The 23,844-nt window shown below is 51.5% G+C and carries 22 protein-coding genes; 15 read left to right on the top strand and 7 right to left on the bottom strand.

The annotated features are described in order from the left end of the window. Positions 1 to 133 precede the first annotated feature (133 nt). The 3 genes from cysK to EP073_RS03170 all read left to right on the top strand — a co-directional run bounded on the left by cysK (position 134) and on the right by EP073_RS03170 (position 3,649). Entirely contained in the window at positions 134 to 1,075 is a 942-nt protein-coding gene (gene cysK / locus EP073_RS03180) for a cysteine synthase A (RefSeq protein ID WP_128465724.1), read from the top strand. A gap of 264 nt (positions 1,076 to 1,339) precedes the next feature. Continuing rightward, entirely contained in the window at positions 1,340 to 2,497 is a 1,158-nt protein-coding gene (locus tag EP073_RS03175; RefSeq protein WP_128465723.1) for a trans-sulfuration enzyme family protein, read from the top strand. After that, the gene (locus tag EP073_RS03170; RefSeq protein ID WP_128465722.1) at positions 2,498 to 3,649 is read left to right on the top strand and encodes a trans-sulfuration enzyme family protein; all 1,152 of its coding nucleotides are present in this window, start codon (positions 2,498 to 2,500) and stop codon (positions 3,647 to 3,649) included. Positions 3,650 to 3,661: 12 nt separating this feature from the next. Here EP073_RS03170 and EP073_RS03165 read toward each other — a convergent pair whose 3' ends face one another. Continuing rightward, the gene (locus EP073_RS03165) at positions 3,662 to 4,285 is read right to left on the bottom strand and encodes a flagellar hook-basal body complex protein (protein ID WP_164885254.1); all 624 of its coding nucleotides are present in this window, start codon (positions 4,283 to 4,285) and stop codon (positions 3,662 to 3,664) included. A gap of 69 nt (positions 4,286 to 4,354) precedes the next feature. Here EP073_RS03165 and EP073_RS03160 point away from each other — a divergent pair, with 69 nt between their 5' ends. Both EP073_RS03160 and cowN read left to right on the top strand, forming a co-directional pair. Continuing rightward, the gene (locus EP073_RS03160; protein ID WP_128465720.1) at positions 4,355 to 4,771 is read left to right on the top strand and encodes a CoA-binding protein; all 417 of its coding nucleotides are present in this window, start codon (positions 4,355 to 4,357) and stop codon (positions 4,769 to 4,771) included. Between the two features lie 147 nt (positions 4,772 to 4,918). Further along, positions 4,919 to 5,239 carry a N(2)-fixation sustaining protein CowN gene (gene cowN, locus EP073_RS03155; RefSeq protein ID WP_128465719.1) on the top strand — a complete coding sequence of 107 codons (321 nt, stop codon included), beginning with the start codon at positions 4,919 to 4,921 and terminating at the stop codon, positions 5,237 to 5,239. 20 nt (positions 5,240 to 5,259) lie between these two features. Here the strand turns inward: cowN and EP073_RS03150 are convergent, their stop codons facing one another. The 5 genes from EP073_RS03150 to EP073_RS03130 are packed head-to-tail and all read right to left on the bottom strand — an operon-like array spanning position 5,260 to position 12,184. Then, entirely contained in the window at positions 5,260 to 5,721 is a 462-nt protein-coding gene (locus EP073_RS03150) for a VOC family protein (RefSeq protein WP_128465718.1), read from the bottom strand. Between the two features lie 3 nt (positions 5,722 to 5,724). Further along, positions 5,725 to 6,507, bottom strand: coding sequence for a helix-turn-helix domain-containing protein (locus tag EP073_RS03145; protein ID WP_128465717.1), 783 nt, complete (start codon positions 6,505 to 6,507; stop codon positions 5,725 to 5,727). A gap of 59 nt (positions 6,508 to 6,566) precedes the next feature. Then, complete coding sequence (locus EP073_RS03140; protein WP_128465716.1) at positions 6,567 to 9,290, bottom strand: glutamate synthase-related protein; 2,724 nt, start codon at positions 9,288 to 9,290, stop codon at positions 6,567 to 6,569. Continuing rightward, complete coding sequence (locus EP073_RS03135; RefSeq protein WP_128465715.1) at positions 9,283 to 10,476, bottom strand: class II glutamine amidotransferase domain-containing protein; 1,194 nt, start codon at positions 10,474 to 10,476, stop codon at positions 9,283 to 9,285. The genes EP073_RS03140 and EP073_RS03135 overlap by 8 nt, the downstream gene beginning before the upstream one ends. 1 nt (position 10,477) lies before the next feature. Beyond that, on the bottom strand, positions 10,478 to 12,184 hold the full coding sequence (locus EP073_RS03130; protein ID WP_128465714.1) for an FAD-dependent oxidoreductase: 1,707 nt from the start codon (positions 12,182 to 12,184) through the stop codon (positions 10,478 to 10,480). Between the two features lie 426 nt (positions 12,185 to 12,610). On the opposite strand from EP073_RS03130, the gene EP073_RS03125 reads away from it, so the two are divergent. From EP073_RS03125 to EP073_RS03090, 8 genes are all read left to right on the top strand, one after another. Then, positions 12,611 to 12,853, top strand: coding sequence for a hypothetical protein (locus EP073_RS03125; protein WP_128465713.1), 243 nt, complete (start codon positions 12,611 to 12,613; stop codon positions 12,851 to 12,853). A 158-nt stretch (positions 12,854 to 13,011) separates the two neighbouring features. Continuing rightward, positions 13,012 to 13,494, top strand: a complete 483-nt coding sequence (locus tag EP073_RS03120) for a hypothetical protein (protein WP_128465712.1) — start codon at positions 13,012 to 13,014, stop codon at positions 13,492 to 13,494. A gap of 18 nt (positions 13,495 to 13,512) precedes the next feature. After that, a complete protein-coding gene (locus tag EP073_RS03115; RefSeq protein ID WP_128465711.1) occupies positions 13,513 to 14,385 on the top strand; it encodes a M15 family metallopeptidase in 873 nt (290 codons plus the stop codon). Positions 14,386 to 14,413: 28 nt separating this feature from the next. Continuing rightward, entirely contained in the window at positions 14,414 to 15,667 is a 1,254-nt protein-coding gene (locus tag EP073_RS03110) for a YhjD/YihY/BrkB family envelope integrity protein (RefSeq protein WP_164885253.1), read from the top strand. Positions 15,668 to 15,718: 51 nt separating this feature from the next. After that, positions 15,719 to 16,129: a response regulator transcription factor gene (locus EP073_RS03105; protein ID WP_128465709.1), complete on the top strand. Its 411-nt coding sequence runs from the start codon at positions 15,719 to 15,721 to the stop codon at positions 16,127 to 16,129. Positions 16,130 to 16,200: 71 nt separating this feature from the next. Beyond that, a complete protein-coding gene (locus tag EP073_RS03100; RefSeq protein WP_128465708.1) occupies positions 16,201 to 18,366 on the top strand; it encodes a heavy metal translocating P-type ATPase in 2,166 nt (721 codons plus the stop codon). Further along, positions 18,366 to 18,575 carry a copper chaperone CopZ gene (gene copZ, locus EP073_RS03095; RefSeq protein WP_128465707.1) on the top strand — a complete coding sequence of 70 codons (210 nt, stop codon included), beginning with the start codon at positions 18,366 to 18,368 and terminating at the stop codon, positions 18,573 to 18,575. Before EP073_RS03100 ends, copZ begins: the two co-directional genes overlap by 1 nt. Next, positions 18,572 to 18,829: a metal-sensitive transcriptional regulator gene (locus EP073_RS03090; protein ID WP_241654040.1), complete on the top strand. Its 258-nt coding sequence runs from the start codon at positions 18,572 to 18,574 to the stop codon at positions 18,827 to 18,829. Before copZ ends, EP073_RS03090 begins: the two co-directional genes overlap by 4 nt. 179 nt (positions 18,830 to 19,008) lie before the next feature. On the opposite strand, the gene EP073_RS03085 is transcribed toward EP073_RS03090, so the two are convergent. Next, positions 19,009 to 20,832 (bottom strand): hypothetical protein, encoded by a 1,824-nt coding sequence (locus EP073_RS03085; RefSeq protein ID WP_128465705.1) that lies wholly within the window; start codon positions 20,830 to 20,832, stop codon positions 19,009 to 19,011. Between the two features lie 311 nt (positions 20,833 to 21,143). Between EP073_RS03085 and EP073_RS03080 the strand changes: the two genes are divergently transcribed. After that, positions 21,144 to 22,229, top strand: a complete 1,086-nt coding sequence (locus EP073_RS03080; protein WP_128465704.1) for a type IV pilus twitching motility protein PilT — start codon at positions 21,144 to 21,146, stop codon at positions 22,227 to 22,229. After that, positions 22,229 to 23,803, top strand: coding sequence for an NFACT RNA binding domain-containing protein (locus tag EP073_RS03075; RefSeq protein ID WP_128465703.1), 1,575 nt, complete (start codon positions 22,229 to 22,231; stop codon positions 23,801 to 23,803). The genes EP073_RS03080 and EP073_RS03075 overlap by 1 nt, the downstream gene beginning before the upstream one ends. Positions 23,804 to 23,844: the final 41 nt, after the last annotated feature.

Genomic DNA, 23,844 nt, shown 5'->3' with positions numbered 1-23,844 from the left:
CAAAATGCCTCAGCGGGGAACAGCGGAGGCTTACTTTATGCTAAAATATACTATTGACATCGTACTGTATCTGATCTATTTTTCTTAAAACTACATAAAATCCATAGAATTTATATATAAAAGGAGAAATCATATGGGAAGAATAGCAGAAACACTCACTGACTTAATCGGCAACACCCCGCTGCTCGCCATCGGACGCGCGGCTCAGGGCGCAAAGGGCAGAATCGTGGCGAAGCTCGAATCATTCAACCCCGGCGGCAGTGTGAAGGACAGAATAGGGTTTGCGATGATCAAATCCGCAGAAGATGCGGGTCTCATCAATAAAGACACTGTCATCATAGAGCCCACAAGCGGCAACACTGGTATAGCCCTCGCACTGGTCAGCGCGGCAAGGGGCTACAGACTGATCCTCACTATGCCCGAAACAATGAGCATTGAGCGCCGCGCGCTCCTTAAAGCATACGGAGCGGAAATCGTACTCACCCCCGGACCCCTCGGCATGAAGGGCGCAGTGGCAAAGGCTGAGGAACTCGCTACGGAAACGCCCAACTCATTCATCCCTCAGCAGTTTAACAACCCCGCAAATCCCGCCATACACAGGACTACTACCGCGGAGGAGATCTGGCGTGACACAGACGGCAAGGTTGACATTATAATAGGCGGCGTGGGCACAGGCGGAACAATCACAGGCGTGGGGCAGGTTCTCAAGCAGAAGAAGCCCTCCGTTCAGATAATCGCCGTTGAGCCGGATGAGTCCCCCGTGCTTTCAGGTGGAAGCCCCGCACCCCATAAAATTCAGGGTATAGGAGCCGGCTTCGTGCCTCAGGTATTTGACAGAACGGCAGTGGATGAAGTATTCAGAGTCAAAAGCACTGAGGCATTTGCCGCTTCACGCCTCCTTGCCAAAGAGGACGGGCTTCTTGTGGGAATATCCTCCGGCGCCGCTTTCCACGCCGCCAAGGAAATAGCCTCCAGATCCGAAAACGCAGGGAAGCTCATCGTTGTCGTTTTCCCCGATACCGGAGAGCGCTACCTCTCCACAACACTTTACGCCGATCCCGAAGTCACGGCATAACAATAAACTTGCACAGGGCTGTATGCGGCAAAAGCGTCAGCCCTGTATTTTTATATGTTAAAGGAGCAGATTATGACCGAATCAAACTTTTCCGAAATCAATTGCCCGCAGTCCCCCCTCCCCTCATTCAATAGCACCCGCACGGAAGAAATTGCCGTATCCGGCGCACGAATGCGCTGATCATAGACATTTTCTCCCTTGCGGGGCTCTCACCGGCAAAATCGTCAGGCACATACCCTTACATAAAAGAAATAAGGTGTTTTCATGAAAAATTTAAATATAGATACCATTCTCGCTCAGGCGGGCAGCAGAAGAGATCCGCACACAGGGGCAATCAGCACGCCTATCCACCAGTGCGCCACATTCCGCCATCCGGCTCTCGGGGAGAGCACAGGCTTTGACTACAGCAGAACGGCAAACCCCACCAGACAAGCACTCGAAACGGCAATGGCGGAGCTTGAGGGCGGAGCAAGAGGGCTCGCCTTCTCCTCAGGCATGGCTGCGGTGGATAACGTGATCCGCCTGCTTGCGCCGAAGGATAAGGTTCTGATAACCGAAGACCTTTACGGCGGAACATACCGCATTTTCCGGAAGGTGTACGCCCAGTACGGCATTGAGGCGGTGTACATCGACACGTCCGACACTGCGGCGGTTGAGACGGCGCTTGAGGACGCTGCGGTCAAGATGCTCTTTGTGGAAGTGCCCACCAATCCCATGCTGAGGGTGGCGGATATAAAAGCTCTCGGTGAGCTTGCAAACAAGAAAGGCGTAATATACGTTGTTGACAACACATTCCTCTCTCCCTGTTCACTCCGCCCCTTAGAGCTTGGGGCGGATATAGTTCTCCACAGCGCCACCAAGTATCTCGGCGGTCACAATGATGTGGTTGCGGGAGTGCTTGTGACGAAGACACAGGAGCTCGGGGAGAGGCTGTTCTTCTTCCAGAACTCCGTCGGCTCAATCCTTGCTCCGAATGACGCTTGGCTTGTGCTCAGAGGGCTTAAAACCCTGCATCTCCGCATCGAAAAGCAGTCGGAAAACGCGCAAAAAATCGCGGAATTTCTCAACACGCATCCGAAAGTGAAAAAGGTCTTTTACCCCGGGCTGAAAAGCCACAAAGGGCACGATGTTCAGGCTAAGCAGGCAAAATGCTTCGGCGGCATGGTATCATTTGAGATTGACGTTCCTGCTCTCGTGCCGCAGATTCTTAAAAGCGTAAAGGTATTCCACTTCGCCGAAAGCCTCGGCGGAACAGAATCGCTCGTCACCTTCCCCGCAGTCCAGACCCATGCGGACATAGAGCCGGAGATAAGGGAGCGCCTCGGAGTAACGGACAGGCTTCTCCGCCTCTCCATTGGTGTGGAGCATGCGGACGACCTCATAGAAGACCTCAGAAACGCAATCGAAAACGGAGAAGTATAAATGACTGATAAAAAAGCTGGCAGAAACACCCGCCTTGTTCACACAGGCTATGACACAGACCCGCACACCGGCGCCCTTAGCGTCCCCCTCATACACGCCTCGACATTCAGGCAGAAATCCGTCACCGAGTTCGGCGAATATGATTACTCCCGCTCGGGCAACCCCACAAGAGAGACGCTGGAAAAAATCATAGCGGATCTCGAAGGCGGCTCACACGGATACGCCTTTGCCTCCGGCATGGCGGCAATCTCCGCGGCGCTTATGATATTCTCCCCCGGGGATCATCTTGTGGTCTGTGAGGATGTGTACGGCGGAACATGGCGTGTGCTCACTGGGCTGCTCTCCCGCTTCGGAATAGAGGCGACATTCGCCGATGCTACAGACCTGAGCGCGTTTGAAAAGGCGATAATCCCCGGCAAAACCAAGGCGCTGTACCTTGAAACACCCTCAAACCCGCTGATGAAAATCACCGATCTCAGGGCTATGAGCGCTCTGGCAAAGAAATATGACCTCATTACCTTGGTGGACAACACCTTTATGAGCCCATACCTCCAGCGCCCGCTGGAACTTGGGTGTGACATAGTGCTTCACAGCGGAACAAAGTTCCTCAACGGACACAGTGATGTTCTCTGCGGATTCGCCGTAACCGCTGACAAGGCGCTGGGAAAAAGGATAAAATACATACAGAACTCAGTGGGCGCTGTTCTCCCGCCTAACGACTGCTGGCTGGTTATCAGAGGGCTCAAGACACTCGGAGTGCGCATGGAAGCGGGGCAGAAATCGGCGCAGGCAATAGCCGAAGCTCTGGAGAAACATCCGAACGTAAAGCAGGTTCTCTATCCCGGACTGAAAAAACACAAGGGTTATGAAATAAACAGGGCGCAGAGTGACGGAGCGGGCGCTGTGCTCTCCTTTGAGCTTAAAAGCACCGAGCTCACCCACAGGCTGCTGAAGGAGATGCAGTACGCTGCATTCGCTGTGAGCCTCGGCGGAGTGGAAAGCATTATCTCATATCCTCCCATGATGTCCCATGCGGCTATGCCCCCTGCTGAGAGAGCCGCCAGAGGAATAAGTGATTCCCTCGTCCGCCTCTCTCTGGGAGTGGAGGACACGGAAGATGTGCTTAACGATATTTTAAGGATAATAGAATAGACTTGTGTCCGCTCACGCCATCATGTCGATGATGGTTCCGAGCATCTGATCTGCGGTTTGTGTGGTGACTATGTTTGCCTTATATGAACTGAGGTAGACCATGCTGTCCACAATCTCTTTGGCTATGTCCGTGTCTGAGGCTTCAAGAGTTCCCTGCTCTATGCCGTATGAGTCCTCGGGCATGGGGTTGCCGTTTTTGTCCACAACCTCTATGCGCCCTTTGTAGGCTCCGTCAGAGAATATCTCGCCGTTGTCGGCGATTTCAAGCCGTCCGCCGTCTGCTACGCCTGCGGCGACAATGCCCCCATCCTTCGTAACGAGATCTCCTGCCGCGTCCACGGAAAAATCCCCGCGTCTGGTGTAGGACTCGTTTCCTTCGGCATCAGTCACTTTGAAATAGCCGTTTCCGTTTATGGAGAAATCAAGGGAATTGCCGGTGGGGATGAGGTAGCCCGTGCCTTCATCGGTGCGGACGGAATTCAGCTTCACTCCGCCCTGATTAGCAAGCTCCGAAAAGGTTTGTGAAAAGGACTGAAACGCAGGCGTATTGACATTGGCTATATTGTGCGCGGTTGAGTCCTGCGCTTTGGAATAAGCCAGCAATGCGGATGAGGAGCTGTAGAGGCTCTGTATCATTTCATATCCTTCCTTGACACGCTTAGGGTTTATGTAGATCATAATATATATAAAATAACGGAGGAAGCCATGACTAATTTAACCGATGACCAGTTAAAATCTCTCCTTACCGGAGCAAAGACCGTGGTCATAGTCGGCGCGTCTAACAAGCCGGAAAGAGCGAGCAACGGAATAATGAAATTTCTTATGAAAAACGGATATACAGTCTACCCCGTGAACCCCGTGGAGAAAGAGGTTCTGGGTGTGCCCACCTATGACAGCGTAGCGGAAGTTCCCGTTAAGCCTGATATTGTCGATGTTTTCCGCAGGAGTGACGTTGCCGCCGAAGTGGTGCGTGAGGCGATAGGCAGGGAAGCGGGGCTCATCTGGCTTCAGGAGGATGTGATCACGGAAGAAGGTAAGCGCATGGCGGAATACGCAAATATCCCGTTTGTAATGGACAGGTGCATCTTTAAGGAATACCTGAGACTGGGAATAACCGGATAAAACTTTAATCGGCGCCCGCAGAGCCGCTTCGGGCGCTGAATCTTTCCTTTTAAGCACAAATCAGGCTTAATATTTATTTCAAAAATTATGGAAAAATCCTCAAAACCTTATATAGTTATACCTTATTTGAAAGAGAGGGGGCGTCTAGTGTGTGACTGCAAAAAGAATATTAATGTCGATGAAAGCTACACGAGCTTTAAAAATATAAACTGCTTCGACAACGCCTGCGCAGTGGTGGACAACCTGCTCCGTGTACTGAAAGAGACAGACACGGGCAACGCCTTCTGGGACAAGTTCATAAGCCTTATCCCCGAAGCATATTACGCCAGAGACCCCAAGCTGGATTCAAGAGAGGTGCTGCTCTACATAGTCTGCAAGAATGCCCCGTTCATCATGGACTTTTTTGAGGAAGCGGACGATGAGGAAGCGATCCACGCCATGACCAAGTGCGAGCAGGAGTGCTGCTGAGCAGCACCCCGCAGCGTTCCCTATTTCGCCATCTGCTCCACAATTTCCGCAGGAATAGTTGTTTTATCGGCTATTTCCCGCACGCTTAAACCGGCGGAGATAAACCGTTTAACGGTCATTGTCAAAGGCTCTGCCACCTCAACTATATGTCCGTCCGGATCATAGACGCGGAAAACCCGCTGCCCCCAAGGCTGCTCTGCGACAGGAGAGATCACCCGGGCGCCGCCCGATTTGACACGGGCAAAATCCGCCTTAAGATCCTCACTCTCGAAACAAAGTTCAAACCTGCTTCCGCCGCCAGCCGGAACCTTTTCAGAATGAATCGTGCCCAGCGCGGCGTCCTCCTGCCAGAGGGAAAGACCGCAGTTGTACGAGAGATGCACACCGCTGTCCATATGCTCTTTCAGCCCGAGGATGCCGGAGTAGAATGCCCTTGATTTTTCCATATCTTTAACAAATACGGCAGTTAAAGCCAGTTTCATAGCTCACCTCACGGCAGAATCATAGCCTGATGTCCGGCTGCTGTATTGTAAAAATCCGACATTTAAGTATTCCGTGGGAGTCATGCCCGAAAAACGGCGAAAGTTTTTGATGAAATGCGGCTGATCGTAAAACCGGAGGGAATGGGCGCACAGCGTGGATGAGGAACCGTTTTCCAGCATACGGCAGCTCCGCTCAAATGCTGTTAAAAGACCGAACTCCTTCACCCCGAGCCCCGTGTGGAACATAAAATACCGCTCAAGCTGCTTTTCGGATATTCCGGCGAGAAACGCCGTTTCCCTGACGGTTGCAGGCGCACTGCCCTTCAGCATCGCTTCCGACACTCTGCGGAACACATTGTTTTCCACTCCGGCATGCTCAAGAACGGGAAGAAGAAGGGATTCAGCTGCTGCCGCCATTTCGTCCTCAGTGCGGCAGTTTTTTAATTTTCCGCATATCTCCCCGACACGCCCGCGGATGAAATCCGCAGGCAGTACGCAGTTTACAAAGCCCGCTGCGGAATCCTTCAGAAGGCACGGAACAAGAAACGGTCTCAACTGCACACCGAAAAGACGCGAGCCGCCGTCTATGAGGTTTTTCACAGAGCGGTTCATTGTTCCGGTTATGAATGTGTTTTCCGGTGAATTGAGGTCAAAGATAACGCTGAAATAGCTGTCCGGAAATACTCTGATTTCCGCCGCTTCTGCGGCAGCCGAACGAAAATGCCAGTAATCTGCTATGTACTTTGCGCTTTTTACGGACGGCGGAAATCTTTTCAGAGAATACATACCTGATCCTGTTATGAAAAACGCCGCCCCACGACATATCAGGGACGGCGTTACTGTTATTATTCGTTATTGTGAGCCGGAGCGGCCTTCGGAATAATTTTGCAGAAGCCTGAGAATATCCTCTCAGGGTCTTTTGCGTAGGTCTCCGCAAAGGTTTTAAGCTGGGCGTTGTATTTTTCGTCTATATCCACATCTATGAAGCGGGCGATGAACTCCTCTATCTGCTTTTTGAGGAAGCTCCGATCCTCCGGCGTAAGATAATCCAGCCTGCGAACGCCCGCTCCGAGCTGTTCAGGGAGGATTTCGCCCCTGATGTAAGCCGAGCCTGCGGTCATTCCGCTGCACACATAGTAGCCGATGGGGTTTGCTATATCCGCCACGTTCAGCACAACGCCTATTCCGCCCTGAGCGTACTCCATGAAGTAGTCGCCCATGCGTCTTTCACCGCCGAGACCGTAAACCACAACCGGAGGCTTACGTTTTTTCAGCTTGGCTTCGGCGAGCTTCACGAAGTCAGACCACTTCATTCTGCTTCTCACCGCCCTTCTCCGTTGGTATTTCATTATAAGCTCACGGAGAATTTCGTCCTTCGGAGCATTCTCAAACCTTTCCGTGTCTATATTCCTCCACTCTTCCGGCACACCCGCCTTCATCAGGAGAAGATTGCGAACGCCGCCGCTTTTGGCGACTCTGTAAGTTCCGCTTACCGAGTAAGCGGCAAAAAGGTCACTCACGTCTCCGGCTATGTTTATTTCGCCGGGATTTGCCGTGTTAGCCACGCCCACCTGAGCGTTGGCGGGAACGGTAGTAACTGTGGAGTGGTTGGGAATTACGTTTATCTTTGTTCCGTTCACGAAGGCGAAGGAGTGGTTCCCCACAAGCCCCCGTACGGTTATTTCATCGCACTTAATGCCCGTGCCTATGACTCTCTGCCCCATGACGTTGTCAAGGAAGAACTTTTTCACGCCTCTGCGCACAGCCTCCTTCATCATGAAGTTAAGTTCGAGACTTTCTATCTGGTCAAAACCTATGTCAATTGTGAGGCTGTCGCCTTCGATTTTGGAGAGAACCGCCTCAAACTTATCCCTGAGTCCCTCCGAGGCTTCTTTTTCGGGGATAAAGACCTTGCTTCTGCTCTCCTTCATTATTATTGTCTGCACCTGTTTAGGAAAATCCTTCTGCCCGAAGGTGTCAAACAGAAGAGGATCGCTGCCGTGGTAGCGGAAGCGGCGTGAACCGACAACGTCCGAGTGGGTGCTCATGCCGAGCCCTGCGGAGAGCCCTTCCATATCCTCATGGAAGCTGTGAACCATCTTCACTATGCTGTCACCGGCGGTTTCGGGGTCTATTCTGTGACCGTAGGGGCGGGATGTTATTCCCCATGCGCACTGACCGGTGTGGCATCTCTGACAAAGGGTGCAGCCGAGCACATGAAGGTGGCGCATACCCATCCCCACGAAGTCCGCTCCGGCGAGCATAACTAGAAAAGCGTGGAAGCTGTCCATCACGCCGCCTTCGGCTATCACGGATATATCCTCTCTTAAGCCCTCCCTGCGCAGAGCGAGATCAGCCGCATGGGTAAGATAAACTACGTTCAGTCCACGGTTTTTCAGGTCAACGGAGTGTGCCGCCCCTGTGGAGCCGTCCCCCGCCTTTATTGTTATGTAGTCAAAGCCCGCCTTTGCGATTGCCACTGCTATTTCGGGAAAGTTCCAAGCTGTGCCGTAAACATCGGCGCCGATCAGCTTATCATCCCCGAGAAGCATGCGGAGTGATTCCACCCTCATAGGGAGTTCCTCAATGGAATACTGGAGGTGCTGGGGGTTCGGCGCAGTGAGGTGGCGCAATGCCTCCACACAGCGGAGCAGCGCTATTTCGTAATCGTTTTTCTTATCCTGAAGCCTGCCGCCCTTGCCTTTTTTGGCGTCCTGACCGTATTTCATGGAGATTCCGGCGAATTTGTCAAGCTCAAGCCACGGACCGTAGCCCCCTGAGCCGAACTGCAATATGCAGTGCTTGGCTGCGGGCATCATATCAGGGTGGATATATCCCTCCCCTGTAAAAAAGGGTCTGCCAAGCTTGATGCTCGCCGTCATTCTGGCGAGTATCGCCTCATGGCTGTTTGAGCCGTAGCTCTGGTGAACATCGAATATAGGCGTATCGCAAACGAAGCGGGCGCCCCTCTTACCGAGAGTCATCTTACGCATCTGCCCCGCAAACTCATGGAGGTGGTCACGCTGAGGAGAGAGGATCTCCGCCGCGTCTATCAGCCAGTCCTGATCCATTTTGGAAGGATATTTGCCAAGATGCGCGCTGGATACGGTTGATTTCCCCGCGGCACGGCTGATTATGTTGTTGATAACCTCCGAGCCGGAAAGGGTTACGCCGACCTCCTGATAGTCGGGATTGTGCGTAACCTTGATCGCCCTCTGGGGGCACATTTTCACGCATCTTTTGCAGTTGCAGCACTCATCAGGGTTGATCCAGAGTATCTTCTCCAGAAAAGCCGCCCTGTCCTTCTCCTCCGGCTCCACACGACTGCCGTCAGCATCGAGATAACGAGTCTCCATGCTGAAGACTCCCATGCCAGATTCGGGTTTGGTGAGGTTATGGGTACAGGATTCCACGCAGGTTGCGCAGTGTACGCAGCCCCTGCCGGGCTCCTCGGCATCGTCAGTGACCTTCACCCAGTACTTGGCGCCCTGAGCGAATATCCCCGTGTCAGTGGGTTCCGTGTATCTTATTGACCGTTTTACGACTATCTCTTTTTTATATTCAAGCATTGTTCTTCCACCCGTAGTCAAGGCGTTTAACCTTCCTGTCCTTAACCTCAAAGCCGACTACTCTGCCGGCTTCGGGGTCGCTCATTGTGAGTTCCTCATTCATGAAGTAAGCGGCGCTGATTACAGCCCTCTGCTCGCTCCCCATGAGAGCCACCTTGTCGTTTATCCCTATGCTGAATGAGCGGAGGTGATCCCTGTCGGTGAGACCGACCATCACGTCGCCCACAAGAATTATCCCCGTGGCGGGACCTGAAATCTTCATTCTTTCCAGAACGGGATTATTCAGAATCTCCTTATAACGGGCAAGATCCTCAGTGTTCATGTTCGCCAGCTCCTGCGGGAACTTGCGGCAGATTATCCATTCTATCTCCTTGAGAGAATAGCCTTTTTTAAGCAGATATTCAGTCTGGAGAAACAACGCCTCCGAATCCGTACCCACATGGAGATGGATGCCGAGCTGTTCCAAGGCTCTCGCATTGGAAACATCGCTTGAAAGGTGCCCGTTGTGCGCTCCGGCAACCTCGCCGAGTGAGATCGGCTGCGGTCCCCACCAAAGCCCCTGCCCTTTGCTGGTGGGCCAGCGGAGGTGGATCAGGCATGCCTCGTAGTAATGCTCCTCAAACTGGTGGAGGTTGTAAATATCTATGGTGTCCTGAAGCTCAAAGGCGGTGAGGAAGGTTCCGTTGTATTTGGAGCTTGAGAAGATGCGGGCATCGTCCTTGAACGCCGTGTTGAAGCGGCTCACCATCTTCACCATATACAGCGCCTCATCATTCATCTTTTCCCTGTACATCATTTCGTCCACGGAAGGAGGTACGACGGAGTAGTGCATGATTATGGGCAGGTCGTAGTCGTAATAATATTTCTTCTGCACCATGTTGAACTTATCCAGAATGCGCACACCCCAGCTTCCGATAACGTTTTCAAGCTCGCTTATCTTGTCCTTGCTGCGGAACATTATGTGAAAATTGTAGAAGTTAGTGTCCTTATAAAGCCCCTTGAGGGTTACGCCCGCTCCGGCACGCCCCCTGTACTGGAGGCATCTTGCCGCTTTGAGCACAGCGCCGAGGCTGAAATCCCCCACGACACCGAGAAGACCGCAGGCACCGCTTGCGATCCCCTCTTCTCCGCCGGAGAACTCAAATACGCTCAAATTTCCCGAACGGGAAAGTCCGTCACTTATCATATCAGTTTCTCCCTTCGAGTTCGTTTTTGGTTATGTACTGCTCCTCACGGAGGTTTTCTGCGGAGCTGCCTGCGGACGATATGCTCAGCGCCGCTCTGGGACAGGCTTCCACACTTTTAAAGGTGGCGTCTGATACCTTCTCAGTGAGAAATTCATAATAGAAAGCGTCCTTCTCAGGTGTCCATTCCCTGTCGAGCTTGATCAGGCTGCCGTCCGAATAATGCCAGCACCAGTCGCACTGAATGCAGATTCCGCAGTTGAAGCACCTGCCGGCCATGAGCTGAGCAAGGTCAGCGTCCACGGTTTTCACTATCTCCTCAAAATTGCCGATCCTCTTTTCAATGGGCAGCGTTTCCTCTATGAGTCTGCCGCTCTTCTCAAAGTATTTGATGTTGAGTGTATTATAAAAGGCTGTTTTTCTGTCTTTATCCGTTTCAACCGTTTCGCCGAGGTACTCACGCACGCTTTTCACCGTATCCTGAGCGAGCCCCACAACACGGACTACCATTCCGGTATTATCAGTTGCGCCCATGGCGGCGTCACCTGTGATGAAAATTTTGCTCTGCGCGTCCTCTGACAGATCACGGCATATCATCCGGGGGAAATCCACAGTAAACTTCTCGCCCACGAAGAAGAGATCCGGCTTGTCGCCTATGGCAAGAACTATGCGGTCGAAGTGATAAGTCTCCGTCTCACCGTAGACGGCGACGGGCTTGGAGCGTCCGCTCTCGTCCACGGGACCGAGCTTCATCTTCTGCACGGTGAGCCTGAGAGCGTCATCCGCCTTCTCTATTTTAAGAGGACTTCGGAGGAATTTAAACTTTACGCCCTCTTGTTTGGTTTCCTCAACTTCGCCGTGGTGAGCGGTCATTTCGGCTGATGTACGCCTGTAAACCATTGTGGGCTCCGCACCCAGACGCACCGCGCAGCGCACAACGTCCATCGCCGTGTAGCCGCCGCCGATTACGCCTATCTTCTCGCCTTTTTTTATGCCGAGCTTATCAAGCTGTCCGAGATTTACCTTTTTCAGGAATGCGATGCCGTTTTCAACACCTTCAAGCTGTTCACCCTCTATACCCAGTTCGCCGGGTTTATGGGCTCCGGTGGCGACTATGACCGCGTCATAGTTTCCTGCCAAGTCCTTGAAGCTTTCCTTGTTTATATTCGCGCATGTATGTATTGTAACGCCCGTCTCCTTTATGAAGGCGAGCTCCTTCTCAAAAACCTCACGGGGGTAGCGGTAGGCGGGTATGCCTTCGGTGAGGAGACCGCCCGCAACCTCATGCTTCTCGAAGACTTCCACTCTGTAGCCGCAGCGGGCAAGGAAATAAGCTGATGAGAGCCCTGCGGGACCGGAGCCGACTATGGCGATTTTTTTATCTTTCGGCTCTCCGGTCATAACAGGATTGAGACCCTTTTCATAACCGGCATCGGACACAAAACGCTCAAGAGCCTTTATGTCCACAGGCTGATCAAACTTAGTGCGGTTACAGGCTGTCTCGCATGGGTGGTCACAGAACCTTCCGCAGCCGGAGCTGAATGGGTTTGTCTCCTTAAGCACATAAAACGCCTCATCAAACCTGCCGAGAGCCGTAAGGTGAAGGAATCTGGGTATATCGTTTCTGGCATAGCAGCCGTGGTTGCCGAGATGATCACGGCTGTAACAGGGACTAAGCCTGTTGATATAAAGCGGAAGCAATTTTTTCAATGCTTACCTCCATGGAAAATAATCTTATAACCGTTATAAAAATAATAATCTAATGATGTTTGTCAATATTTCCTAACAAAAGCACTATAATACATAAAATTAAAACGATAAAGATTTTTTTGCGGCTTTTGATCTCCGTCAAGTTAATTATAACGCAATGGATGTATTCTTTCAAAACAAAGAAAGGTTAAGTACGTTCCGCTCTGAACTGCGGGAAGCAACGTGACGCGGCAGTCACAAAATATTGAGAGACTGCTTCGCTGAAGCTCGCAGTGACACATACTGTTTCAGGAGACACGAAGAATCCCACAACTCCAAGGAAGGAGTTGCGCCGTGCGGAGCGAAGGGTGGTTTACCCACCCGCGAGCGTGTACAGCAAACCGACAGGACGTACGGTTTGCTGCTATTAAATGAGAGGTAATAATTATGCACCAAGGATGTTCAGGAACATTTGAAAACGGAAAACAGGTAGTCAATAAGCTCAGAAATATGGGCTACAGCGCAATGCCCATGTCTATGCCCATGGTTATCCACTGCTCCAACTGTGAGGAAAGCTTCTCCATGGAAACCTATGAGGCAAAATGCCCCAACTGCGACATGACATACGGTGTGACTCCCTGCCACAGCCATGATCCGGAAAGCGTTCAGGCAGCAGGCATAAATTACTGATACAAAAGAAGCGGCACAGTCCGCTTCAGGCGGGCAGCGAAACAAAACTACTTTGCCGACAAACAGAGAGGGAGTTCCGGCACGGTTCCCTCTTTTATTTCCAATATTTTTTATCCCTAATTTCTTTCAAATTCCGCCTTAATGCTGTATAGTGGGCTATGAAACAGTTTACGGTCATTTTTTTGTTTATGTTTATGCTCTCCGGATGCGATCTTTTCCTCAGTGTAAGGTCGGATCATGTTAGAGTGGATATAGGCGATAATGTCTCAGACAACAAAACCGATAAAAACAGATACATATTTTACGTTTACATTATAGGTGAAAAAGAGCCTTTTGCCGCTCTTGACAGCGCTTCCGGCTCATTCCTGTACGCTTCCGAAAACGGAACGGAGACAACGCTGCTCACATATTCCGGAAGCTCCCGGGCTGCCTCTGTTGAAGGCGGCTTCGGAGAGGCGGAACTGGTTTTCGCGGATATTTGTGAAAACGGTATCCTGACGGAGAAGGACGCCTCCGAAGTCCGAAACGGATGGGAAAGCTTCGCCGCCGCCTGTGACTTCAGCGGATGCGCCCCTGAGGGCTTTGATATTTTCGCCTATGCCGAACGTAACGGATTTGACGCTTACTGCTCCGCAGAATAATTAACATGGTGCTTTACCGTGAACAGAAGAACTTTTCTGAAATTTGCAGCCGCTATTCCCGCAGCCTCCTGCCTTTTAAGCGCACAGGATGCTCTGGGCTTCGTATTCCCTTTTCCCGATGAAAAAAAAGACCCCGCTTCCGCCGTATGCCGCATTGAGGACGGACAGAAGCTTTATAACAGCGAGTATTTCAAGAAAATAAAAGAATTTAATCACAGCTTCAAGGATGATGTCATAGCCTCACATGCGGAGTTTGCCCTCATCCGGAGCTGCAACGTCAAGCTGCGGGAACTGATGAAATTTGTCGGCTTCGGCAACTTCAATGTGCTTTCCTACCGTGACGCTCTCTCCACCATGAGTCTCAGGGGATCTCTGGCGGAGTTCACCCCGCAGGAGAAAAACTTCATGGAGGAATTCTTCCGCCGCGGCGCCTCTGTTTACGGCTTCTACGGGGACAGGATTTTTAACAGCCTCTATGAAGAGGTAAAAGATAAACACGTGCTCAAAATGCCCGGAACAGGACACTTCATATATAAGGGCAAGGCGGAAGCCACCTACGCCAAAATCACCGCGGACATGAAAACGCTCATACTCACCTCCGGTGTGAGGAGCATCGTCAAGCAGGCGGGACTTTTCCTTGCCAAAGTTGTTGAAACAAAAGGGAACCTTTCCATGGCATCCCGCTCCATAGCGCCCATAGGCTACTCATACCACGGCACAGGCGACTTTGACGTGGGCATAAAGGGCTGGGGACACTTCAACTTTACGGACAGGTTCGCCACCACCAGAGAATACTCACGACTGATGGAAGAAGGCTACATGCGCATACGCTACGACAGGAAAAATCCCTACGGCGTTCGTTTTGAGCCTTGGCATGTTAAGGTTGTCTGATTCTTCCCGCCGCCGCGGAGCCATACATATGAAAAACCGCACACCGTTTATCCAGAAGTTTTATATCGCATGCAGCCGCTACATGGAGAACGAGCTCACCAACCACGCCGGCGCCGTGGCTTATTACTTTCTTTTGTCAATCATCCCCATCATACTCCTGATGCTTACTATTTTTGAATCCTTTCTGGACAGTCACGCGGCGTTTTCGGAGGATTTTTTCCGCATACTCGGCAGTTTCAGCCCTAACCTCGACAGGGAGTTTCTTGCCCGGTTCGGACTCAGCGGCAGTGTCGCTGGAGCCGTGGGCATATTCGGCGCGCTGAACCTCCTCTGGACATCAAGACTGATCCTAGCGTCCGTCCAGAGGGCGTTCGATGTTATATTCCCCTCCCCTAAAAGCAGAAATTTCATAATAACCGCATTCATTTCCATAGTCATAATCCCCGCCGTGTTCCTCTTGGTTACTTTTTTTGCGGGGCTGAGGCTTGTCCTCGGTTTCATCAGCGGAATGCTGATGCAGGCAGGAGCCGGCGCCGAAATCATCGGACGTCTCGGAGGGCTGGGGTTTATTCTCCCCGTTATTGCAGCTTTTGCGGGCGCTTTCGTTTGCTACAGGTATCTTCCCGTTCGCCGTCCGTCCACCCCGGCGGCTTTAAGCGGAGCTCTTCTGTTCGCCTTTCTTCTTTTTGTGTTGAAATTCGCCTTCGGCTTCATGACCGGAATGGCAAAAATGAACATCCTTTACGGTGTCATAGGCGCACTCATAGCTCTTCTTCTCTGGGTTTATGTGGTCTGTCAGGTATTTTTCATCTGCGCCGAATTTACATACGTCTGCGACAGAACGGACATTCTTGTGATAAACAAGGTTTTCAGCGTTCATAAGGAAGAGAAGCGCAACATATTTGAGCGTTTTTTCTTCGGGCATAACTCATCCGTAATGAAACGCTACTCAGACTTTTATCCGCAGGGCAGAGAGCTTTTCAGACAGGGAGATACCTCCCGTGAGGTTTATTACGTATACAAAGGCAGCGTGGACATATATCTGGAAGGTATCGAAAAACCTGTGGGAACAGTAAGAGAGGGTGACATACTCGGAGAGATGGCAAACCTTCTGGGAACCCCCAGAACCGCCACGGCAGTTGCAGGGACGGATTCAGTCATATTCAGAATCGAGCCCGATGCCTTCAGCGAGCTCATAGGATTAAACCACAGACTTTCATTAAGAATTATTAATTCTCTCTGTGAAAGGTTGAAAGATATGGATGAAAAGCTATACTTATGATCGGGAAACTTGGCGCTTCCTAATTTTTTATTTTATTGAGAGAGAATTGCAATGTCGGAACTGAATGATTTGAAAATCCTGTCAGCCCTTTTTGTGGAGGATGACAGCTACGCAAGAAGAGCCATGGAAAGTATTCTGCGGAATCTTTTCGGGCAGATTGTGCTTGCGGATAACGGCAGAAACGGTCTGGATATTTTCGGTAAAACCTCCGTGGATATAGTAATTACAGACTTATGGATGCCTGAAATGACCGGATTCGAGATGATAGCCGGAATGAAGGCGCACAACCCTGAGCTTGTAGTGGTGGTTATGTCCGCATATGATGTTCCGGACTATGAAAAACGGGCTGAGAATCTGGGTATTTTCGGTTTTCTCAAAAAACCGTTCACTCTGGCGGATTTTGAAGCGGTTCTGAAAGAAGCCGGACACAAAGCCGCCGAAATCAAGCGCCTGAACTCCTGATTTTATTTTTCAGCAAGTTTCCCCTTGATCTGTAATGTAATCGGCGTACTATACCCTTACGGGGTATATGTATGAAAGAAGAAAGTGTAAAGCTCAACATTACCGGAATGACATGCTCTGCGTGCTCATCAAGAATAGAAAGAAAACTCTCTAAACAGAAAGGCATATCCGAAGTTGCCATAAACCTCAGCACAGCCAAGGGGCGTGTTGCTTACGACAGAGACATTCTCAATGAAGGGGACATAATCCGCCTCATTGAGGACATAGGCTTCGGAGCCTCCAAAGAGGCGGGCGACACTGCTGAGGCGGAAAAGCAAACAAAAATTATACTGATCCTCTCAGTCATCTTCACTCTCCCCATGAGCCTCGCCATGTTCGACCATGTTTTTGAGCTCAATATGTTTCCGCTGATATTCATGAATAAGTGGGTGCAGTTTGTTCTTGCCTCGTTCGTTCAGTTCGTGGGCGGGTGGCGATTCTATAAGGGCGCTTACGCAAATCTGAAACACGGTTCAACCAACATGGATGTTCTTGTAGCCATGGGCACCACAACCGCGTACCTCTACAGCGTGGTGAGCATGTTCTTTGACGGGCATCTGTATTTTGAGGCATCAGCCATGCTGATCACCCTCGTCCTCCTCGGCAAGTATCTGGAATCCATAGCCAAATCACGCACTGCGGATGCGCTCAGGAGCCTTATGGAGCTCGGCGCAAAGACTGCCGTGGTTATTCATGACGGAAAAGAGGCTGAGGTAGGAGTCGAATCTGTTATGATCGGCGAAACACTCGTGATTAAACCCGGGACAAAGATCCCTCTGGACGGAGAGATAATCTCCGGCTCCTCATACATAGACGAATCCATGGTCACGGGGGAAAGCCTTCCCGTTCTGAAAGAGTCAGGCGCAGAGGTAACCGGGGGAACGGTGAACGGCGGAGGAACACTCCTCGTCAGGGTAACCCGTGTGGGCGCTGATACTCTCCTCAGCAGGATAATCCGTATGGTGGAGGACGCTCAGGCAATCAAGGCGCCGATTCAGCGCATGGCGGATGTCATATCCTCATACTTCGTGCCGCTGGTTATCATCTTTGCGCTCATGGCGTTCACTCTCTGGTTTTTCATACTCGGAGCTGGCTTCACCAAGGCTATCATCATATTCACCAGCGTTATAGTGATCTCCTGCCCCTGCGCTCTGGGGCTCGCCACTCCCACTTCGGTGATGACGGCTACAGGCAGAGCAGCCTCCTTCGGAGTGCTGTTCAAGGGCGGAGAGCATCTGGAAAAGCTCAGTCACGCAGACACTCTTGTGCTTGACAAAACAGGCACGGTGACCGAAGGCAAGCCTGCGGTGAGGGAGACTGAAACATCGCCCGGATTCAGCAGGGACGATATGCTGAAATTTGCGGCGGCAGCGGAAAAGCTGTCGGAGCATCCGCTGGCTAAGGCTGTCATAGAAGCGGCGGCGGAGCTTGAGCTCCCGCAGGCGGAAAACGCGGTAACTGACGCAGGCAAGGGAATAAAGGCGACGGTCAGCGGCAGAACGGTTGCCGTGGGGAGCAGAAGGCTCACTGATGCGGACTTCTCATCCCTCGACAAACGCGCGGAAGAGCTCGAAGCTCTCGGGCGTACGCTTGTTTATGTGGCAGTAGACGGACAGGCGGCGGGACTGATCGCCGTTTCGGACAAAATAAAAACCGGCGCGAAAGCCCTTGTGGAATATGCGGAAAGGCTCGGTATTGAGGTATTCATGCTCACCGGAGACACGCAGAAGGCGGCGGAAGCGGTGGCGCATGAGGCAGGAATAAAAAATGTCATAGCCGGAGTCCTGCCCGACGGCAAAAAGGATGTAATAGAAAGGCTCAAGTCGGACGGCAGAAGCGTTGTGATGGTCGGTGACGGCATAAATGACGCCCCCTCTCTCGCTCTGGCTGATGTGGGCATAGCAATGGGCACGGGTACGGATGTCGCCATAGAGACAGCGGGCGTGACACTGCTCAAGGGCACGATGAAGGAGCTCGCGGTTGCGCTGAAAATAAGCCGCAGCGCAATGAACAACATAAAACTCAGCCTGTTCTGGGCGCTTATATATAACATACTGGGAATCCCCCTCGCTGCCATGGGCTATTTGAGCCCGATCATAGCGGGAGCGGCGATGTCGTTCAGCTCCGTTTCCGTGGTGCTGAACGCGCTGAGGCTCAAGAGGTGGAACCCTGACAAATACTTAAGGAGAGTGCAGTAATGGAAAAAGCGGAACTTAAAGTTGACGGAATGAAGTGCGGTCACTGCAAAATGGCAGTGGAAAAAGCCCTCGGCGGGGTTGCGGGCGTGGCGTCCGTTAAGGTTGATCTTGCGGCGAAATCCGTTGAGGTAGAGTTTGACGGAGCAAAGGTAAGCCTTGATGACATTAAGGAAACCATAACGGACGAAGGCTATGAGGTAAAATCTTGAAACACGCCGATACGCTGGACAGACTGAAAAAAATTCAGGGACAGATAGGCGGCATCATCCGCATGGTGGAGGACGGTTCATACTGTATAGACATAGTGAACCAGATCTCCGCCGTGCGGGGCGGGCTTGACAAGGTCACTCTCATGGTGCTGGAAAAGCATCTGAAAAGCTGCGTCTCCTCCGCCATCAAGGAAGACCATCCCGACGCCGTCATCGAAGAATTGATGGGCACTATTCAAAGGTACATAAAATAGTTAAGCCGTACATGCAAATCCACATCAATCCACCCTTAACAGATGGGGAAGTTATTGCTGTTAAAATGAAAACCCCCTCTTTTTACAAAGGAGGGGGAAAAGAGAGTTTTTGCAAGAGCGTACGCTTTTTCTTAAAAAAGACTTTGCAAGCGATGAACAGCCTTATGCTATGCTTTGCCTTAATTAAACTGATAGCCGCATACCTTGTGCGAGCCGCTGTAGTAGTCCTGCCATCCCGTTGCCTGAGTCTGAATCATCTGGGCTATACCGTCCACCGTCTCGGAGATGCCTATGGACGTGAGATACTGCTTCACGCTTGAAGCCATTGTTCCGTAACGGATCAGCGCAACTATCAGATCCCCTATGCGGCTGTTGGTATCGCCGCCCATTTTATGCCCCGCAACGGAAATGTTGAACTTTGAGGCATATTTATAAGCCTGCCCCGCAGAGGCGAAGGCAAACCCCCACCATGAGCCCCCCACAAGGGTATCCTGCGCGATAAGCTTGATCAGATAGGCGGCATCGCTTATAGCGGACTGGGCAAGAGCGCTGCCGGGTCTCTGATACCAATGAATATTCCAGTGATCCGCCACCTGTCCGTGTACTGCCCATTCGCTCACGGCGAGCCTTATCCCTCTGCCGAATCTGGGGGTCCGGAGATGGCTCCACGGGCTTTTGTTGCATATGCCGGAAGTGGATCTGACCGATACGTCATCATGGGAATGCTCAGCGCCCTGCACAATCTTCTGATAGGGCGTACGTACGCTTCTTTCTGCTGTCATGCCGGAAAGCACAGAGCTTCCCGCAGCGGACAGATTGTCGGATAAGTCATATGTCCCTGTGGCTGTGGCGCAGGAGGATTCACCGTCGATTATCACTATTTTTCCGTCCTTATCGTGGAGGCAGGCGGCGCCGTGCTCATCTCCGTCCGTAACGCCGTCAAGATCATCGTTATATGTATGCGTGTAATATTCGTAATCCGTGTCGAGATAACTCTCATCAGTTATGTTGGGAATGATAAGCGCCGCCTCGGGCATGAGTGCGTCAACCGCCATGAGGCAGCCCACATCTTCATTTCCTTTCGCTGTTCCGTGGATTTTGCCGAGAGTCGATGAAATAAGGCTATTTGAGGCGCTGAACACGAACATAGCGTCATATGAGGGAATCTGGTGACTGTTCAGGTTCTCCAGAAACCATATGATCTGTCCGAAGTTGCGAGCGGCGGCAGCCTCCTCTTCCTCGCCGAGAATATCGCTGTTTTTGGTGAGAAGCGCTTCATCATGCTGACCGCTTAAATCATCCGCAAAGAAAACGAGACTGGCGCTTATTTCATAGCTCCATTCCGTGTTTACGGGGCTGATAAACTCGCTGAGGTTATCGTTTGTCTCAATCTCCGTTATTGCGTCAGAGCAGGCGGAAAGATCCGGATTCTGCGATGTCAGCTCAAATGGAAGGATAAAATTGAGGGTAATGACAGATTTCTGAGCCCCGCTTTCCGTATAAACCCCGTCGGCAACGGAGACGGACTTAAGCCTGACTGAATGCAGGGTGCTCAGAGAAGCTATGTCGTTTACCCCGCTGAACAGCGGGAAGTTTTCGACTGCCGCATGCAGCTTTGCAGTTACCGAAGGGTGAGTGAATATTTCATCAATAAATTCCGCAATGCTGTTTTCGTATCCGCTGGCGACGCTTTCACCCAGAGTTGCTTCCAGAGCATCCCTGTCCAGCCCGAATGCCCACCCCGCCATGTTGTCTCTGGCTGCGTAGGAGGCATAGTCCGACAAAGGCGAACCGCCTATCTGCCCGCTGAGCAGGCTTGTCTGAGTAATGTTAAACAAACCTGAGGAGCTGAGGGAGGCTGTGTTCCCTGTTTCCGGTTCCGGCAGCATGGAGTAGACCGATTCCCCGCCGTCCGAAGAACCCGGTCCTGAGCCGCAGCCTGTAATTAATACCGGCATCATCATGATGAAAAAAATGAAAATAGCAAAAAACTTCCCGCGCATCCCCGCACCTCTTATAAATAACAATAGTACCATGTTTTTCAGAGGATTACATAAAGTGCGGAACATTACGGAGATTAACACATAAAAAATGCCGGCCGCATTGGGGAAGCGACCGGCCAAGCATGTGTGTTAAGGAGGGGAGGGAAAATTTCCTTGTTTATAACATTGGTCTCCGCCCTTTATTTGTCAACAAAAAAAGTCCGAATTAAGCATGAAAATTTTCACGCTAATATTTTCCGTTCTCCATAAGCTCTTTAAATCCCCGAAAATGTGGTGTAAACTGACATAATTATCACTCTGCGGAGGGGAACATGGCTAAGATAGACGCTTTTTTCAACCACTTAATGAATGAGGGGGGGAGCGACCTGCACCTTTCCGCAGGGGTAAAGCCGCAGATGAGAAAACACGGCGAGCTCACGGAAATCCCTTTCAAGTATGATAAACTCACTAACGAGATGCTCACCGAGCTTCTCTCGGAAATATGCAGCGATGAACAGTGGAAGAAGTTTCTTGATAAAAAAGACCTCGATTTCGCCTACGAAATTACCGGCAAGGCACGCTTCCGTGCCAACTACTACTGCCAGAAGCGCGGAATGGGCGCCGTTTTCAGGATAATTCCCGATACTATACTCACTGTGGAGCAGCTTGGTCTGCCGCCGCAGGTGCTGAGATTCGCCGACTACAGCAGGGGTCTGATACTCGTTACCGGAGCCACGGGCAGCGGTAAATCAACCACCCTTGCCGGAATAATTGACTACATCAACAAAAACAGACCCGACCATATTCTTACGGTTGAGGATCCGGTGGAGTTTGTTCACAAGCCCGCCAGATGCCTCATAAACCACCGTGAAGTCGGCGCGCACACACAGAGCTTCGCCGCGGCGCTCAAGGCTGCGCTCCGTGAGGATCCCGATGTTATTCTCGTGGGCGAGATGCGCGACCTTGAGACGATAGAGCTTGCCATAACCGCCGCCGAGACGGGGCACCTAGTCTTCGGTACGCTTCACACCAACTCCGCGGCAAAAACTGTGGACAGGATAATAGATGTTTTCCCCGAAGGCAGACAGGCGCAGATCCGCGCCATGCTCAGCGAATCACTCAAGGGGGTTGTGTGCCAGCAGCTTTTCAAAAGAGTTGATAAGTCCGGGCGTGTCGCCGCTCTCGAAATAATGTTTGTCAACAGCGCCATAGCCAACCTCATAAGGGAAGGCAAAACATTCCAGATCCCTTCCAGCATTCAGACCGGCAGAGGCGAAGGGATGCAGCTTATGGACGGCGCCATAAAGGAACTGCTCACGGCGGGCAGAATATCTCCGGAAGAGGCATATGCCAAATGCTTTGACAAGAAGGCGTTCGCCAAATATCTGGACAATCCTCCTGCGGAAGCCGAGAGTTAATGGACGGGCTGACACTTACCAAAATCGTCCGTCTGCTGAACGCAGAATTCGCGGGAAGCAAGCTTAACCGCATAGGTCTCACTGATGATTCAATGTACCTCTCCCTTTACTCGGACGGGGTGAAATGTATACGCATACGCTGTGGGGACTCCCCTGCCCTTTTCCCCGCGGACAGGTGCGACGGCTCACAGTCCGACAGGCTGGAAGCCTTGAGCGGAGCGACTCTCAAGTCCGTAGACTGCCGGAAATACGACCGACTTGTGCGATTCACCCTCCTTAAACGCCGCCCCAGCGGAAAGGTCATTCAGTACAGACTCATGGCGGAGCTGATAGGGCGCATGTCCAACGTCGCCGTGACCGACGGTGAGGGGACTGTGCTGTTTCTCCTGAATAAGAGCAATGCCGATGCTGACAGAGCGTTCGGAATAGGCGAAAAATACGCCGCGCCTAAAGCGAACAAACGCCTTAATCTCGAAAATCACGAAAACTGCGGCAGCTTCGCCGAGCTTGCCGGCTTTTACCCTCTCACTGTAAAACATGCGGAAAAGCTGAAAATGTCCGGCTTTTCCTTCGCCGAAACCTGCATGTACATAAACAGCTCCCTCTTTGAAGACGACGGGTTTTACATAACCGAAAACGGCAAGGTTATTCCCTTTAAATCACCCGAAGCGGAAGAGAGCGTGGAGCTCGGGCAGTATGCCCGCATCCTCAGCGGTGACGCTGAAGTCAGAAAAAGCGGCGCGGCGAAGAAGCGTCTTTTAAGATTTTACGAAAAGCAGAGAAAGAAATACACAGCTCTGACCCTTGAGCTTGAAAAGGAACTGAGTGACGCCTCCGCATGGAAAGACACTTACGAAAAAGGAGTTCTTCTGCGGGATAATCTCGCCGAAATAGACGGGCGAACGGGCGAGACGGAGCTTAACTTTTACACCGAAAGCGGTGTGGAAATGCGCAGATTTATGATTCCCGAAGGCGAAAACCCCTCTGCCCTTGCAGGAAAGCTGTTCAGGAAAGCCGCTAAGATGGAGCGCTCGGTTTTCAGGATTGAGGAAAGAATAAAGGAGATAGAGCAGTTTCTCGAAGGGATTGAGGAGCAGATTTACTTCATAGAAAACTCCGCCGGAGAAGAGGAGCTCTTAGCCCTTGAGGATGAGATGCGCCGCGGCGACAGAATCAAAACCAAGCAGGAGATAAAGCAGAAGCAGTTCATGTGCTTTCAGCTCCCCTGCGGCAAGGCTTACGCAGGACGTAACTCCGTTACCAACCACCGTCTGGTGTTTCAGTTCGCAAAACCGGAGGACTACTGGTTCCACGCCCAGAAGATACCCTCCGCCCATCTGATTCTCCGCTGCGAAACCCAGCCGGATGAGGAAGACATACTGAAAGCAGCCGCCATAACAGCCGCCTTCAGCAAGCACAAAGGCGAGGCTAAGGTAACGGTGGATTACACAAGAAAAAAGCATGTGAAAAAGCCCAAGGGCACACCGCCCGGGTTTGTTATCTACCATAAATTCGGCTCGGTCACGGTTCAGCCCTCCTCAGAGGAGGAACTGGGCAGTTTGAAAGCTGATTAACTTTTTGCTTTTATTGGAAAATAACTATTTCAGTGCTAAAA

The organism is Geovibrio thiophilus (assembly GCF_004087915.1).
Classification (GTDB): domain Bacteria; phylum Chrysiogenota; class Deferribacteres; order Deferribacterales; family Geovibrionaceae; genus Geovibrio; species Geovibrio thiophilus.
This window is presented reverse-complemented; position numbering and strand designations above follow the sequence as displayed.